Annotated in this window: 11 protein-coding genes; 1 reads left to right on the top strand and 10 read right to left on the bottom strand. The window is 44.9% G+C overall.

Translation table 11 applies throughout. The features are described from left to right. Nucleotides 1–7 precede the first annotated feature (7 nt). Genes OKX56_RS02320 through OKX56_RS02275 form a run of 10 tightly spaced genes read right to left on the bottom strand, consistent with a single transcriptional unit; the run spans nucleotide 8 to nucleotide 15,104 of the window. Nucleotides 8–712 (bottom strand): hypothetical protein, encoded by a 705-nt coding sequence (locus tag OKX56_RS02320; RefSeq protein ID WP_287895505.1) that lies wholly within the window; start codon nucleotides 710–712, stop codon nucleotides 8–10. Then, a complete protein-coding gene (locus OKX56_RS02315) occupies nucleotides 705–2,168 on the bottom strand; it encodes a PglZ domain-containing protein (RefSeq protein ID WP_287895504.1) in 1,464 nt (487 codons plus the stop codon). Before OKX56_RS02315 ends, OKX56_RS02320 begins: the two co-directional genes overlap by 8 nt. 2 nt (nucleotides 2,169–2,170) lie before the next feature. Continuing rightward, a complete protein-coding gene (locus OKX56_RS02310; protein WP_287895503.1) occupies nucleotides 2,171–4,843 on the bottom strand; it encodes a DEAD/DEAH box helicase in 2,673 nt (890 codons plus the stop codon). Between the two features lie 21 nt (nucleotides 4,844–4,864). Beyond that, nucleotides 4,865–7,402 carry a DNA methyltransferase gene (locus tag OKX56_RS02305; protein WP_287895502.1) on the bottom strand — a complete coding sequence of 846 codons (2,538 nt, stop codon included), beginning with the start codon at nucleotides 7,400–7,402 and terminating at the stop codon, nucleotides 4,865–4,867. A 3-nt stretch (nucleotides 7,403–7,405) separates the two neighbouring features. Further along, entirely contained in the window at nucleotides 7,406–11,098 is a 3,693-nt protein-coding gene (locus tag OKX56_RS02300) for a DUF6079 family protein (RefSeq protein ID WP_287895501.1), read from the bottom strand. A gap of 17 nt (nucleotides 11,099–11,115) precedes the next feature. Beyond that, nucleotides 11,116–11,538, bottom strand: a complete 423-nt coding sequence (gene brxF / locus OKX56_RS02295; protein ID WP_287895500.1) for a BREX-3 system P-loop-containing protein BrxF — start codon at nucleotides 11,536–11,538, stop codon at nucleotides 11,116–11,118. A 50-nt stretch (nucleotides 11,539–11,588) separates the two neighbouring features. Next, nucleotides 11,589–11,798 (bottom strand): helix-turn-helix domain-containing protein, encoded by a 210-nt coding sequence (locus tag OKX56_RS02290; RefSeq protein WP_276802578.1) that lies wholly within the window; start codon nucleotides 11,796–11,798, stop codon nucleotides 11,589–11,591. 34 nt (nucleotides 11,799–11,832) lie between these two features. Next, entirely contained in the window at nucleotides 11,833–13,659 is a 1,827-nt protein-coding gene (locus OKX56_RS02285) for an AAA family ATPase (protein WP_287895498.1), read from the bottom strand. Nucleotides 13,660–13,663: 4 nt separating this feature from the next. Next, nucleotides 13,664–14,107, bottom strand: a complete 444-nt coding sequence (locus tag OKX56_RS02280) for an ABC-three component system middle component 2 (protein ID WP_287895497.1) — start codon at nucleotides 14,105–14,107, stop codon at nucleotides 13,664–13,666. Then, nucleotides 14,100–15,104 carry an ABC-three component system protein gene (locus OKX56_RS02275; RefSeq protein ID WP_287895496.1) on the bottom strand — a complete coding sequence of 335 codons (1,005 nt, stop codon included), beginning with the start codon at nucleotides 15,102–15,104 and terminating at the stop codon, nucleotides 14,100–14,102. The genes OKX56_RS02280 and OKX56_RS02275 overlap by 8 nt, the downstream gene beginning before the upstream one ends. Before the next feature lie 444 nt (nucleotides 15,105–15,548). On the opposite strand from OKX56_RS02275, the gene OKX56_RS02270 reads away from it, so the two are divergent. Continuing rightward, complete coding sequence (locus tag OKX56_RS02270) at nucleotides 15,549–16,067, top strand: ECF-type sigma factor (protein ID WP_287895494.1); 519 nt, start codon at nucleotides 15,549–15,551, stop codon at nucleotides 16,065–16,067. Nucleotides 16,068–16,193 lie beyond the last annotated feature (126 nt).

Below are 16,193 nucleotides of genomic sequence, written 5' to 3'. Positions count from 1 at the left end.
CCTCGTTTTATTTTAATGCTACTGTTATTTCTCCACCGAAATTGTTGATCACAAAATGATCATCTGTAATAAGCTGCTCCTTATTCACTCGGTATTCAAAAGGAAACAGAACGCCTATGTTCGTAAGGTCGGGAAGAGTATAGTAGCTATTTCCGCCCACTTTTATTGCTACTAACAGCATATAATTAACGATCTGTTCGTTACTTATCGGATACTTTTGTATGTGGTATTTTCCGGGCTTTTCGCAAGAAAGCACGCCCATGTCCTTCATGGTCATGATGATCTTGTCCGTGGAATGGAACAGCGTTGTTCTTTCACCCCACTCATCAAACAGCTTTTGTTTGAGCTGCGCTAATGTGATCTCCTCCTGAAAATCAGAAATACGGCCGATTAATTTGCATACATCCGCAAACACCGGGTATGTGATAAGAATCATACACCAGTGAATTGGTAATGCGTAATCAGGATATGCGCGGATTAAAGAAAGCCCCAGTTCTCGGATATCGTTTGTTTCATCATCCTTGTAGAACCACAAATGCATGAGAATTTCGCGGGTCTTTCTTATATTGATGGCGCTACCTATTTCAAAGCCCAAATACTCGTTCAGAGCACTTTTATATTCCGTTTCTTCCAAATTATCATAGAGTAAAGCCACAGCTTTGTTTAGCCATTGCATTTTAATATTACGTGAAAGTCCTACAGTTTTAGCCATTGTTTTCGTCCGCCTTTATCTTGATAAATGGTACGATGACCTCATCAACGGTTATACCGCCGTGGCTCATCACTTCTTCACCCTTTGCATCAAATGAGCGGCCTACGTCACAAATCAGATAGTCAAATTCTTTGCTCAAATAATACTTCGGATATTCAATTAGTTCGTATTGGTCGGCAAGTGTTTGTTTATCCGCAAAATCACGCAGCACGATCATTCGTCTGCTTTTTGTCTCAACTTCCACACCTGTCTTCATCAATTTTCCCATGCCGGTACACGGAGTGTTTCCATGATCCGCAGAAATATAAACATCAAAGCCTTTACTCAGAAGACGCTTCGTCAAATTCAAAAGCTGGGCTTGCTTTGAAAGAACGGAGATGTCATTGAGCATGCCTATGCGTCCTTGCTTTTGCCCATGCACCATATCATCTACGTCATTTATGATGACCGCTGCACACTTTACCGATGCAGCAAAGTCCGCTTCATAACCGCGCTCATATCCGATTTGTGCCTCAGTAAATCCGAGCTTTTGAGCGCAATCAAGAAATTCTGTTTTCTCCTTGCTTTGCTTCCACGGCGCCAACAGCTGTACCGGATATTTGCCAGAGAGAAGACATTGACGTGAAATAGATGTCGTAGTAGGGATCATTGCAAAGGCGTCTGACTTTTCGTAGTGTATGCCTGTGAATCCTTCCGCAATAATGTGCCAGTCGAATTCCGACATACCATCCATAACAATTATTGCAAACTTGTCGCTATTCCCGTGCATGTATTCCATCGCCCGACTTACGAGTACCGGTCCATCTTTGTTGATTGCCGTGGAAAGCTTTCCGAAACTGGCAAGTACAAACTGCTTGAATGCTTCCTGTGCCTGTCCGGATGAGATTGGTATGTCGTACTTAACCGACATTACATCCATTGCTGATTTTAGATTAGCCACTCGGAACCAGTCCTGATAGGTCTTTGCAGAGCAGACTGATTCAGCAAGTTGATTCTGACATTCCTGAAGATATGCAGCTATATTATCGTGGCTGTATACTTTGTTCTTTAAAAACTGCTGCGTCATTGGATACATTTTCAAATCAGCATAGTTGCGCTGATAGGCCATGCACAACAAATCGAGATTGATATTCCCGGCGTCCCGAATAGCTGATGAATTCAAGTCGGGAAATAGGTTAGAGATCGAAACTTCAAAGCACCGAAAGCGCCTGTGAATATCATACGGGATATAGACGTCTGGTTTTACAATCAGCGCGCACTTTTCGTCACTGCTGTTAATCGCATCATCATGTTCTATGCGGAAGGCCAGATCGTCAGCGAAATGGATTATTTGAAAACCGTGTGCTGAAAAATTGGCGCAGTAATCCGTGACGCTTTGAAGATCATCAGCGTCGATCAATAGAATTTTATTCGAATAAGCTGCAGATGATTTTTCATACACATAGTCCGCGAACATTGCTAAGCCTCCAGTTTCACAAGCACGACCAGACGGAAATCAGGATACACCTGTTGGCCATTTTTGTAGTTTTCTTCAATTGTGTCTCTTTCCCGCTGCAGTCTTGCGATGCGGGATTTCCTTATGTTCTCAATGCCGATTTGCTGCGCCGCTTCTGTACGCAGTTTGAGAGCGTACATGTATTTCTCATAGCTCTCCTTGTTTTTCAGGAGTTGTTTGTCTTTCAAATCGATGAAAGCGTCAAAGGCAAAGTCCATGCTCATTTTTTCGAGCTTTGCGTATTCCTCCGAAGTAATATTTGGCACATTTCTTACCGACAAACGAGTTGCTTCGTCGAGAAATACGTCCATGATCTTTTTGCCGGCCATCGGGCGCAGTACAAAGTTCTCATTCACAAATATCGGAATGATTCGCTGATCGCTATCCTTGTCAGTCAGTGAAAGTTCCCACAGCATGAAAAAGCCGACTTCGTTTGGGAAATTCTTAATACCTACGGACAGGAGCGGGGAAAGCCGGTCCTGCACAATATCTGTGCTCAGATGCTGAGTCACCCTCGTATCATTAATGCCCACCCGGTCGATCAATGTCATTTCTTTGCCTTGCCAGATATCATAATAGGCAAGTAGCTTCTTCAATGCAGACTCGACATCAAAATCCGATTCCTGCCCGACAAGCTTCGTCAGGTCTTTCTCTTCGCGGATCACGTTTTTATATTTTTGGGCATTGGCGACCTGCTGCTTCATTTCCGACTCAACCGGATAAAGCGCTTCAGTAATCTTCGACGGATGGCTGATCGAACGCATGTAGACATCTGTGAAATCGCACTCGGCCACTTCGCTGTCCAGTACATCGGAATACTTGTCTACACCCATTTCCTTCAAAATGACCGATAGTTTTTCTTCAAGGACCTGCCTTACTCTGTTTTCGACGGTGTCCTCGATAATGAAATTGTAGATATGTACGTCGCGCTTCTGCCCGATACGATCAGCACGGCCGCACCGCTGCTCAATCTTCATCGGATTCCAGGGAAGATCGTAGTTGATGATGATATTGCTGAACTGAAGGTTCAAACCTTCGCCGCCTGCGTCAGTCGAAATGAAAATGTTGGCGCGGTCGCGGAAGTCCTGCAGCGCAATATTGCGCTCATCAATACTCATGCTGCCATTAAGAGCTGACACAGTATATCCGCGTCCGATCAGGATTTTCTGCAGATATTTCTGCGTGGCAACGAACTCTGTGAAAACGATGATTTTCTGGTTGGCGTCCTCGCTTAAAATGCTGTCGATGGTATCCAGCAGAGTTTCAACTTTAACATCCGGGTGCTGGAATTCGGCCTGCTTAGCGACAGATATAATCTGCTGCAGTTCGGCTATTTCCTCATCGTTGTCCAGAGAAATCGCTTCAAGTGCTTCCTCAACGCCGTCCTCGATGTTGAGCTCATCAAGGTCTTCTTCAGTCAGGCTGCCGATCTTTGTGGCCTGATCCTGCAGCACTTTCAAACGCCGTTCGAGGCTTTGCCGGACAGCCGCCGTACTGCTTGTGACCATGCGCTGCATAATGATGAGCAGGAAGATAAGGCACATGTTCTTTTTCCGGTTTCGCAGTGCCTTGTTATAGGTTTTGGAAACATAAGCGGTCACCATTTTATACAGCTCGCGCTGCATTGTGTGGCGCTCATCCCAATTCAAAGTTACCAGATTCGTGATGCGGTTTTTGAAGAGTTTATTTCCGTTATTGTCGATGGCTTCACGCTTTTCCGTGCGAATCAAGTATGGAGCTACCTGATCCCTTACGATGGACTTGGCATTAGGGAATGCCTGCTCATCCAGCAGCCGGACAAGCCGCAGAAACGGCTCTGTCTTGCCATTGTGCGGCGTAGCCGAAAGCAGCAGCAAATAGGGACTCGCCTGCGAAAGCAGACATCCCAATTTATAACGTGCCACCTCGCTGGTGGACCCGGCAACACGATGAGCTTCGTCGATGACGATCATGTCCCAGCCGCTGTTGATGATGGAATAAATCCGCTCCTCGTTATATTTCTCGACACGTTCATCCGTCCAGCCGGCGTGCTTCTCGATTGGCTTGATAGAGTCCATCGGAGATATGACCTGATCGTACTGCCCGTAAACATCCTCGCTGTCTGTCAGGCGTCGAATGGTGTCGAAATCTGACGGCAGAATGATGTTGAACTTCTCATGGAACTTGTCCTGCATTTCTGCCGCCCACTGGGTCACCAGACCGGTAGGACAGACGACGAGAACACGTCGCACGAGGCCGCGTGCTTTCAGTTCCTTGATCACCATTCCGGCTTCGATGGTTTTTCCGAGGCCGACTTCATCGGCGAGTATATAGCGGATCGTATTATGCTCCATCGCCCGGTTGAGCACATGGAGCTGGTGCGGAAGCGGAATAACGCCGCTGGCCAATGAGGACAGCAGCCCGCCGGCTGTCTCATTTTTGATCTTGCAGAGAAGCGTCACATACCGGAGATAGTTTTCGTCGTAGGTATTGGTGCCGCTGTCAGTATTCAGTTGATCTTCGGTTGCCTTGTAGACCTTGCCGGTCGCCGGATTGAAGACGCGGTAGGATATGTAGCCCCACGCTTCGATTCGGTCCAAGACCTGAACACTGGCACCTGCTGCCTTGTCGAAAACAAAATCTCCGGTTTTCAGCATACCTCTTCCTCCATTTATAAATTACACACGACCCAAGCTGATATCGTAGTACATGAGCAGATTTTGATCTTCCTGAATCGTTTCTTCCGGCAGGCGATCTGCCACCGAAACGATGGTCGCATAGTCCTTGTCCTTCCAGAGCTTTGCGAAACCTGCGCGGATGGCCTCAGAGCGGAATACTTTGAGCTTACCCTTGGTGGACAAATAATCCTGGAATTCTTTGAGCAAGTTCTTCTCGCGCAGACGGGCGATGTCGCCGCTCTTAGTGAGGTCGGGAATGTACCATTTGCCATCATCGTCCTTGAGGAAGTTTTCTTCGAGGATGACTAATAATTCCGGCATTTTCTCGCGCTTGTCAACGGCCTTACATTCCTGCATGAACTTTGGCATCAAGTCTGCATAGGTCTGCGGGCCATCGCCACTGCGTTCGTCCAGCTGTTGATATAGCCATCCGATAGCGGATTTTTCATCGGATACAAACAGTGAAAATTGAATGTTTTGGATATCGCAGGTTGACCGAGCTAAATCGAACTCGTTAACTTGGTCAGGCAGGAAATACATATTGTCACGCTTTAAGAAGCGCTCATCAAGACCTTTGTAAAAATCAGTTGCATCAAGAGGAATTGCTATTCCTTGCATAATATGGTACGCCACCATACGATCCCACAAGAGGAATGCCTGCCGCTCAGACAAAACTTCAATTTCCCCTCCTCGTTTTACAGCTATTGGTAGATTGTCAAGATGATGTCGAACGAACGACCATGCGGTATCTTCGCTTCCGGCGTGACTAATAAAATCTCTTCTAAAACTGTCTTTTGGCTTATATACGGAAATGACTAAATCTTGCTTAACAGCGCTTGATGTTGTTACTTGTTTAAAACTACCTTGCTGTTTATCAAGTGTTCTGACATCGGCAATTATAAAGCCAGCCCTCAACAGAGATTCTTGAATCGCATTCCACACACTGTTTTTTGAGTTATGAAATTCAACCGTCATCCACCGGTCTGGCTTTAAAATTCTAAAGAACTCGCTAAAGCAGTCCGTCATTAATTGCTGATATTCAACCAATCCCTTTTTTTGAACGTCATTCATGATGGCTTCTTGCCGTGTGTCTGTTTTGACTTTTAGCCATGTCTCCCATATAAAACTCAGCTCGGAATAGTTCAGATTAGCGCCGAATGGAGGATCAGTAAAAATATAGTCAATTGAGTCTTCTGGAATATTACTTAAGGAAGTTGAAGATGCTGTGTTACACATTGCACCTTCAAAACCTGTAGTCATTCCATACACTTTAGCAAAATCATCCACTTTTCCTTTGAAAACTTTAATAACATCTGCTTCAGCAACAAGAGATGCAACATAGAGTGTTCCGTTTAATGGACCATTGCCCCGGTTCCCCATATTATAACGAACGAGCTTTGACGTTAGCGTTGGATTCATTGATTGAAATGCTATGCGTACTGGACTGTTGCCGATGAGATGGCTTAAGCAAGCCAGCACATACAGGTTCCTTTTTGTATAAAAATCATGTACTCTGGTAAAGTTGTGCGAAGATATTGGCTGTTGAGTATTACAGCCATCAGGCAATTTATCCGTTGGATACCAGTACGGTATAGTTAACCCATTTATCTTCTCAATCAAGTCAAAATCGTATTTATCTGGCTTCTTAGTGTATTTCTTTCCCGCATAAACATAGTTAATTAGGACAGGCGTTTGTTTGGCATGAGTTACCACAGATTTATCAATATCCGAAACAGATAGTTCTTGGGCTCTCGCACAGTCCTGTTTCTTTAGCTTTGCGGTGCATTTGGGACAAACAAAAGTGTCTCTAATTTTTCCTTCTTTTTCATCATAAGCAACATTGTAAAAAACAAACTCTTCTCCGCAATTAGGACAAACAAACACGTCAGACCATACCACATAGTTAATTCTACCGAACAAATCATTTTCTCGTAAAAAAGTCTGTCCTGTTGGTGTGTGTTTCGTTTTGTACATCCAGCCACATTCTTTTTCACAATTAGCCATTGCTTTTTCGGCGGACAAAATAAAGTCAGTAACATTGCGATTATGGTTATACCCATAAGTAATATACTGCGCAGCAGGTGAAAGATCACTTAGTATAGCTTTTCTTTTTCCAAATATTACGTCTCTCCCAAAAGCAGCAACGGATGATTCGTTCCCGCACATCTGGGCTGCTATACCAGTCATGCCGCTACCTGCAAAACCGTCAAAAACAATATCGCCAGGCTTAGTGTAGTGGAGGATGTACCTCATGATTGCCTTATATGGTACTTTGGTGTGGTAAGTATGAGCAGTGTAAATTGCGTCAGACTTGCCTTCACTTACATCCGCTGCGAACGGTTCCTTATGATATTTATCCGTTTTTTCATTGTAAGGTGTTCCATTTTCCTTAATAAACTCCTCAATGAAGGGATTTGGGCAAGCCGTATAGAACGGCGCATCGGAGAGCGCAATAATGTCCTCATCGCTGCCAATAGGAAAGCCTTCAATATTGCGGACATTATCAATATCCGCTTTAGTAAGTTTCCTGCGTTCCATTGCTTATTCCTCGCTTTCTCTTCTTTTGACAACAATTCGGAGTGTCGCCGCATCCTTGCCAGCAGTATAGGAAGATATGATCTCGCTCAATTTCGATTTAAATGTCGATTCGTCCAGCGGCGGGAGCTCGTCCAGCTTTTGTACAAGATCTTCAACAACAATAACCACCGGCTCATAGTTCTTCAGAAGCGCAGCGATGCTCTTGACGAAGAAATCGTCCACGCGCTTCGGAAACGATCTGCTTGAAATGAATTCATCAACGACCTTGGCCTGTGCGTCAGAGAGATATTCTTTCTGGTTCAGTACCAACGGATCGGAAATGGTATCCAGCAAAACTTTCGTCCACTCGGCCACCAGCGCGTCGATGCGGTTTTCAATGTTATCGAGCTGTCCGTAGGTGTTCTTTGTCTTGTCTTCCAGACTGAATCTGCAATGCGGGCAAATCGAGCTGCTCTTCAGTTCAGTCGGCGTCAGATCATAGCAGACCTTGAGCGATGCCAAATCCTGCTCGATCTCCGCCAACTTTGCAGAGGACAGAATTTCGATGGTACGCAGCTTCCGCAAGTTTGACAGAGCGATACTCTCCTGAATCTTGCCGCGACGCTTTGCATCCTCGATGCCAAGGCGCTTCTTTTTGTGCTCGTCAAAGTAAATGGTGATGTATTTTTCTTTGATCTTTTCCAGTTCGGCACAGACCTTTTGCGCTGCGGCCTCGCCGGTGGTTCCATTCATGATGCTGTCGCGTGTTTCGCGGAACGACGCTTTTGCATTTTCGATCTCGGATTTCAGAGAAGCACCAAGGTCAATGAACTCAATGTCCGCGATGTACTTTACGACATCTCCACAGTCGCGCTTGAAGGCCATATACTCCGGAACGATCTGCAGGATGGCGATCTTCTTGCCCAGTCCTTCAACCTGATCGGAAGTGAGGCTGAAGTTGTTCAGCTTGGCCGGTGTATTGAAACGAGCGCCGTAATTGCTGAATTCATCCTTCACCGCCGTGCAAGCAGATCGCATGAGCTGAATCTGCTGCTGATTGGCAAGCGGCTCGCCCCACAGGTCAAAACCTTCGGTGAGTTTCCGCTCAAGCAGAACCGCATTATTGCAAAGCTCCTGCGCTCTCTTGCAAAGATCAGTGACTCCTTTTTCACGGTCATTTGGGTTATCCAGCAGCGCCGGGTTCAGCTGAATGATGTCAAAGAGCTTTTTCAATTCAGCCATGGAAATCTGCGCGGGCTTTGAGAGATATTTGAATTCATACAAGTCAGTCGCGGAGATCTTCGGCACCTTGTCCAGAGTAGATGCAGTAATGGTTTCGCCGTTCTTCAACGTAATTACGGCGTAGCCTGCATATACCATCGAAAGGAAAATGACCGGCGTAAAAATGTGCCAGATACGGAACTTCTTATCGATTTGCCAATAAAGTCCCTGCGGCTCGAACAGATCAGAGAAGTTGAGAACGCCTTGCTGCGGAAGTGCCTTTATCAAATCAATATAGTAAGCGGCATATTTGGAACCTTCCGGGCGTATTTTCTCGCCGTCCAGCACGCCGAAGCTCTGCAGCATAAGCGCAGACTGCTGGGTCTTTCTGCCCGCAAAATGGTCGAAAGCGACACGTGCATTGTCAGCCATATTTTTGCGCGTAATTTTTGTCTTCATAGCCGGGAATTCCGGATAGATGCGGTCAAAATAGCCGTCAAGGCAGAGCGACGCCGCAAGGTCCATCGTATCGTTGAATGTGTAATCCCGGTTGTAGCGGCCTTTCAGGATTTCAATCAGCTGATGCCGCTCTTTGTCATAAACAACATCAAAGCAGGTATTCTTATTTTCGCTAAGGAACTTCACAAGGCCCTTGCGCAGTGTGCCTGCCTTCGTCAGATAAGATTCCTTGTCCTTGCCCTCACTGATGCCTGCCAGACTATTTGCTGCGGCATAAAGCGACAGCATTTCATAGAACTCATCATTGGACTTGAAGTAGAAGTAGACCTCATCTTCCTTGTCATTTCTGACTGCGCCTGCGTTGCCATATGGCGGCATAATGTGAATATAGAAGTCACGCTCCGGCTGAGCTGTGCTGCGCTCGCCGGGCAGGCCCATAAAGAGATAGCCTTCGCGGAAAATGTTGTGGCTGTCCCAATTCAGATCATGCTCATAGATTTCAAAGCCGGGAACATATTGCTTTTGTTCCCACTCAAGGCAACTGTAAACGACCTGATAGAAGAAGCGATTCAGTTCTCCCTCGGCCAGCAAAGATGCCTTCTGCTTTATCTTTTCGTCATAATCGACGATCTTATCTACATCAATATAGTACTGACCGTTTCCTTCGTTGAAGATAATAAACTGTCCAGAAACCGTCTTCATGATTTCACGCAGGGTAGCTTTGACTGCTCCAAGCAAGAAGTCGGCGTCCTGTTCCGGCATGGTAAGGTACAGGCACAGGTCGTCCTTCAAATTTTCCGCAGTCAGGCCGAACTGTACGTCAAGGCCATTCGTAGTAAGGCGGTGAACGCTCAGAGCGTAGATGATCTGAATTGCCATTGGCTTATACGCAGGCTTCTGGAAGGACCGATTGATGATGTCTTCCAGCTGCTGGCTCGCCGTTACTACACGGCTGATTGTTACATCGCTGCGCAGAAGTCCATTTGACTTGATTACGGGCCAGTAATCATCAAAGGAGATGACGCCGGGTGCGTCTTCCGGCACATTGGTATTAAAAATGTCCTTGATTGTCAAAGAAATGTTCTTAAGAATATGGCGGTTCTCAATCAGATATATGCGATTGAAAACGTCGATGTAGGACGGATGGATCGGGAACAGGTCCACAAATTCATCCATTCTGGAGGACATTCCGGCATAAAGGTTACTGAATTTCTCCAGATGCGCACGAATGAGGGCCTTTTGCTCTGGCGTCTTTTTCAGAATTCGTTCCGAGACAACGTAGGATGTGGCCTCTTTGCTGATGATGATTTGCGTAAAACGATCCTTGACATGCATCAGCGTGTCTGATACGAAGCTGAAACGTGGGTTATCAAATACCTTTTCCTGCACACCGAATATCACACGCAGATTTGACTTTGAGCACATTTCGCCCAATGCGCGGAAGAATTCCAGATCAAGTACGATATCCCGCTCATTACGGGACGTCAAGTATGACAAGAACTCATCTACGACAATGAGATAGCCCTTATCCGGATACTTTGCTGAAAAAGCCATCATCATGTCCTTGATCAGCTTCTTGTTATCGCGGACAGTCGAAAAATCCGGGACCTCAAAATCAATGCCACGGCTATCAAAATCGTCCTGAATAAAGCCGAATAGGATTTCACGCAGTGACATGGTAACCCCACCGATTTCAATACGGAGCACCTCAAATTTGCCGGCAATCGGTTCCATGCTTTTTGCAAACTTCTTGTTCTGCAAGTACTGAAGGTTATCAGCGTTATTGGCAACCGCTGAAATCACAGACATTAAGTGAGATTTACCGGTTCCGTAGTTACCAACGACGAGAACGCCCTTATTGTCAATGACCTCGTCCATTTGCAGCTGATCGATAACTGTGGCTTTCAAGCTATCGGCCATAGCATCGGACATAACATAGGTCTTTACATATTCGCGGGCCTTATTTTCATCACTGGCGGTCGTGAGCTGAATGACATCTTCAATCGGATTAAAACTAATTAGTTCAGAATATTTCATGCTTTTTCTCCTCTCGGCTATACGATGCAAGTAATATCGTAATCGCCTATGTTGTACACCTTATAATCTGGAAAGCCATCTTCTGCATAAAACAGTTTTCCGTCTTCCAGCCTACCGGGCCAAAGGACACTGAACGTTTTTTGCTTGCATACAGTGACAAAGATCTTCAAGACGTCCACCTGATAATCAGGATTGAACAGAACATCAAAGTCTTTTATGACAGCCCCATCAGGCAACCCTAAAATCACTTGGTTAAAGCAGCGTTCCATCTGCACCGTCCGGCGGTTTCGCCGCACCTTTATCAATTCTTCAGCAAGCATCTTGTTTATGGAAACAGATTTTTCTACCATCTCATTGCTGGACACGCAGAATATGATCGGTTTCAACATTCCCGCCTGCTTTTCTGGCAGATAATCACGTGCCCGAATAATTACTCCCATTCTGCGCCTCCTTAAATAATCTCACAACGCGTGTCCCATTTTCTGGACTTTTACTTGTCGTCTGGGACGATTTCCATAATATCTCCAACATCACAATTCAATGCTGCGCAAATCTTGAGTAGAATTTCGGTGTTTACATTTCCACCGTTTCCAAGCTTTGCAACAGACGTCGCGCTAATACCACTCATTTCACGCAGGCTTTTTTTGTTGATACCTTTATCAATCATAAGTTTCCAAAGCTTGTTATAACTGAATTTCATGGGTTCGCCTCCTGCTTTGCTGTTGCTCACAAATTCATTTAACATCATTTAAAAAACCATACCTACCTGGTTCGCGTCCTTTTACAAATTTTGTTACTGTCGCGCCGGATTTTTCATACGGCAAATGGGGAATGTGATCCAAGTTTTCAATCACTATCAATTGTCCCTCATCCTGATGATTAATAAAGTACTGGAAAAGAGCTGTTCGCATACTTTCTGGTGCTGTTTCATCGATGCCCTCGTCGAAGCCATGTAGCGGGGTATCAATAATAAACATTCTTGGGTCGAACTTCGCGTATTTATAAAGATACTTTCTGAACATTAAGATTACGACTGAGTTCAAATATGCTCTATAGCCTTTTCCATTACTATTTTCCTTGCTTTCGCCATTGACTTCAATATCAAAAATACTCATATCGAAACGAGCGCTCGTAAGATTTTCGTAATTGCATTCACGGAGGATTTGCATGGCGTACTCAGTCATCACGCTTTGAAAGTCATCGTCAAAATACTCTCTGGGGTGATATTCGATCTCATTTTCATCTTCATCAGTAGAGTAGGTGTTGATATCAACAGCGAAATCCTGTGCAAAAGACGACACCAATTTTATTTCGTTAGAAATTTGTATATAAGCCTTATAAGATGCAATAGATTCGCTCAACTGGCTCGCCTTGGGTTGCAATTCCTCTTTTATTAATGCTTCAATATTATCGCGTTTCTGCCGAAGCTCCTTTAGTTTCTCTTCAATTTCTGACTTTTCAGTCAGAACATCCTGCTCAGAACTAATAAGTCCTTCCAGTTGTGCCGCAATTCTCTTTAGTTCTGCTTTAGAAGCATCTATATATGATTTTCTTCCGCGAGGTGCAATCTTACCATCGCAGAAAGGACAATTGGCAGGCTTGGGTACGTTGCTAAGCTCGTTTTCCCCATCTGCGATAAATGAAAGCCGCTTGATATCTGCCGAATACTGCCCCTTAAGTTGTTTAAACCTTGAAAGCAAAATATCACATTCAGCTTCGCGTTCTTCTGTCTCCATGATTGTACTTAATAATGTTTTACTCTCATTTAGAGCGGAGGAAATACCTTCCTCGGCAGTTTCCAAAGATTGCACCAACTCGGCGATCTTTTGCTCAACGTCAATTCCATCAAACAGTTCCAATTGTTTGCTAAGCAGCTCACGACGTTTTGTCGCTTCTTGTATCTTGCCGTTTGCATACTCCGTGATTGCCTTTTTTCGTGCTTGACGTATTTCCTTTTTTGCTTTTGCATCTGTTTCAGAAAAGTCGCGCCCGGTCAACAGATAAAGCAGCGCAGATAAAAAATATGTATTCTCATAATATCTGTGTTGAGGCACAATTATCGATTCTGAATCTCCGACCCGGTCCTCGTCCAAATAGAAGAGCCGGAGGAGACTCTTCCAAGTGAGCCTTTTCTTTTCAAACCGTGAATTAATAACTACCTGCGGCTCAGGATCGCAATTGATGCCCATGAGCGTCAGCCAAATGGTGTTCAAGACAGGATGCTTCTGATTCTTCTTGGGTTCAAGATCATATGTATCGCTGCTGATGCCATCTATTTCACTTGTGACCATGGCCTGATTTTTACCAACGGTTCTATCTATAACGAGTTCTTTCCCATCGTAAGTTGAAACAGTCATGCACACCCGGTTAAACCCGGATGATTCTTTAAATGGATTCTTCGTTGACCCGCCGAATGCAAAATCTATGCACTTTGCAACGCAGGTCTTACCCGTATTGGAATGGCCCTCAATAATGTTTAACTTGGGGCAGAATTCGATTGTAGAGTCGCTTTTGGTAGAGCTCTTTGCTACGATTTTTTTAATATAGAATCCTTTTGCCATAGCGCTACCTCCTTAGCGATTGAGTTGACTCATGCGTAATTAAAGTCAACAGATCTACATCACTTTTGGTTTTTGTGCTTCTCACTGTAATTGCCGCAAGTTTACTATATTCTTTTGCATACTCGCTATTTAAGCTGCTGCAAAATTTTCTTCCAGATGGACTGAGCGAATATTGAAACCCCAACTCGTCTCTGCGAACAGCCATCAAGCCGTCAATAACCATGCTCTTTAGAGCTTTATTAACGAGTTCCCGGCGTGTAGCAAATTCGCTGAATCCGAAATCATTCTCGCCATTGATTGACTGTTGAGATAAATGGAATGCACTACTGTATACAGTTATAAAATCCAAGGCCGCCGCGCGATCCGCTGTTATGGCATTACCGCACGCAGAAAGCAGTAATACCATCCTGAGCGAAATCTCAAAAGGTGTATTAAAGACTTCATTCATCGGTATTTACCCAGGACTTAATGCGCCCATCATTCACCAAAACATGGCAAATGCCCTTTCTAACCATATTCCTGATCAAATTTGTAGTGCGTGCTAATGTAGACGCGCTAAGCGGCATGGTCAGCATTTTATCAATTACTGCTTGAAGGCGTTTATAGCCGTTCTCATAATCCTGGAGATATGTATTTTCAACGCCGTCATATGCCTCTTTTTTTAAATTGTTGAATTGATCTTCTCCATCTGAATATACTTCGCGCACAGACCGCTGCAGACTTTCAGCAGCAAAATATGCCTCACGTTGTGAAACAAAATCCTTATGGTAGCGATTCGGCAATTTATCAATATCATCCGGTGTAATTATCATTGACAATGCATCAGCGTAAGCATCACATAAAGCATTGATATATGGCAACTCATATGGTGCGAACTCCTCTTCTGGCGTGAGCTGGATCGGGAGTTCTATTTTTTCGTCCGCGATATGAATAACTCCATCCTCGACATAGACAGAAGTCAAAGGAGCCTCTGCCAGACGCTGACCATATCTATCAACATGAGGAATGTCGCTGAAAGAAATATAATTTCTGCCGGTGGCCATTGCTTCAATTAGTCTGTAGAAAATTTCGGCGCATACCTCATCAACAGTTTCTGCCGTTGATGTAATTTCATGTTTTTTTAGAGCCCCCACCAGGTTCTCCCTGGCTTCCATGTCTACGCTTATAAATTCATCTACAAATTTTGTTTTGGAAAAAAGACTTAGCAGGCGACGGGCATCATTGACTGCAATCTTTCTGTTACTCTCGCCGTTGTATATCTTGCTTAACAGGTTCGGCGATTTTCCTGACATCGGATTATAATTATCGGCTTCTTCTGCAGCCTCCTCGGATTCGCTTGATGGCTCCCGAATGATTAGGTTGGTGATATACAAGACATAGTCTTGCTGAGTAACGCCGCATCCAATATATGAATGCATCAGCTTTAAAAACTCACTGAATGTCATTACCGCGCCTCCTCTATTTGTACATCAATTGTACATTCATGTCCACGAACGTCAAGTTCGTGGACATTCTGTTTTTGTACAATACAAGTGTAAAAGAAGCCGTAGGAGAGCCACCAAGGTGCTTGTTACGAGCCGCTTTTATACATTATACCACCAGATTTCGCAAAGAACAACATTATTTTGTGAACGCGAAATGAGTTTCTTCAAAGCACACGATATTTTGCGAAATCGATGTGGCCACCGCCTCAAAGTACATCCGCCGATCACGGATGGTTCAGTGCGATGAGGTGGACAACCGAATAACAGACAGCTGACTACTGAACAGAAAGCTGCAGGCCGAAACGGAGTAATCCGTTAGGACTGCGGACGGCATACCATTGCCATTTTCATGTCAGTTCTGCAGATTCCTCCGTTTCGAGACAACGAAAAACGGAGGAATTTTTAATGACAAACCAAGCAAATCAGAGCCAAACCCGTATCTACAAGATCTACCTGCCCCACGAAAAGCAGTGGGTTGAAGTCACCGAGACGCAATACTACGCCTACTACCGCGACATTTGGGCTATAAGAAAACACGCCCAAAAGCATCGCCAGTGCATCTGCCCTAAATCTAAGCTATGGATATGCGACGGCGACTGCGCCATGTGCGAATACCACGCCGCCGGTAACACAGTATCGCTCGACGCTCCAATGGAAAACGCAGACGGCGAGGAATTCTCTCTATTGGATACCCTTGAGGACCCGACCAATAGTTTTGCCGATGTCCTTATGGACAGGCTGTTGCTCGAACAACTTCTCAATGAACTGGAGGAGCGCGATCCTGAAGGAAAACGCATATGCGAGCTCATTATGGAAGGTCAGTCAGAACGAGAAGCGGCTGTTACTTTGAATATGGCACGCTCAACCTTTAAACGCCACTGGACTGCTATCAAGGCAGAGCTTGCACGGCAGATAAAAGAATAATTAGTTTTTCATTCGCTCCGAGCCAATTTCAGCTTGGAGCGAATTTTTTATAAGAAATGCGGACCACTTGGCTTCTTTTTTTCCAGTGGGTAGTGAGGACAGGGAAAACGATAAGTCCCCAGATTG

This window comes from Dehalobacter sp. (genome assembly GCF_030063005.1).
GTDB classification, from domain to species: domain Bacteria; phylum Bacillota; class Desulfitobacteriia; order Desulfitobacteriales; family Syntrophobotulaceae; genus Dehalobacter; species Dehalobacter restrictus.
Note: the sequence above shows the minus strand (reverse complement) of the source record. Positions and strands in the feature narration are given on the sequence as shown.

Excerpts from the sequence above, each read along its gene's own strand:
- OKX56_RS02320 (WP_287895505.1), bottom strand. The coding sequence starts at position 712 with ATGGCTAAAACTGTAGGACTTTCACGTAATATTAAAATGCAATGGCTA.
- OKX56_RS02315 (WP_287895504.1), bottom strand. The coding sequence starts at position 2,168 with ATGTTCGCGGACTATGTGTATGAAAAATCATCTGCAGCTTATTCGAAT.
- OKX56_RS02310 (WP_287895503.1), bottom strand. The coding sequence starts at position 4,843 with ATGCTGAAAACCGGAGATTTTGTTTTCGACAAGGCAGCAGGTGCCAGT.
- OKX56_RS02305 (WP_287895502.1), bottom strand. The coding sequence starts at position 7,402 with ATGGAACGCAGGAAACTTACTAAAGCGGATATTGATAATGTCCGCAAT.
- OKX56_RS02300 (WP_287895501.1), bottom strand. The coding sequence starts at position 11,098 with ATGAAATATTCTGAACTAATTAGTTTTAATCCGATTGAAGATGTCATT.
- brxF (WP_287895500.1), bottom strand. The coding sequence starts at position 11,538 with ATGGGAGTAATTATTCGGGCACGTGATTATCTGCCAGAAAAGCAGGCG.
- OKX56_RS02290 (WP_276802578.1), bottom strand. The coding sequence starts at position 11,798 with ATGAAATTCAGTTATAACAAGCTTTGGAAACTTATGATTGATAAAGGT.
- OKX56_RS02285 (WP_287895498.1), bottom strand. The coding sequence starts at position 13,659 with ATGGCAAAAGGATTCTATATTAAAAAAATCGTAGCAAAGAGCTCTACC.
- OKX56_RS02280 (WP_287895497.1), bottom strand. The coding sequence starts at position 14,107 with ATGAATGAAGTCTTTAATACACCTTTTGAGATTTCGCTCAGGATGGTA.
- OKX56_RS02275 (WP_287895496.1), bottom strand. The coding sequence starts at position 15,104 with ATGACATTCAGTGAGTTTTTAAAGCTGATGCATTCATATATTGGATGC.
- OKX56_RS02270 (WP_287895494.1), top strand. The coding sequence starts at position 15,549 with ATGACAAACCAAGCAAATCAGAGCCAAACCCGTATCTACAAGATCTAC.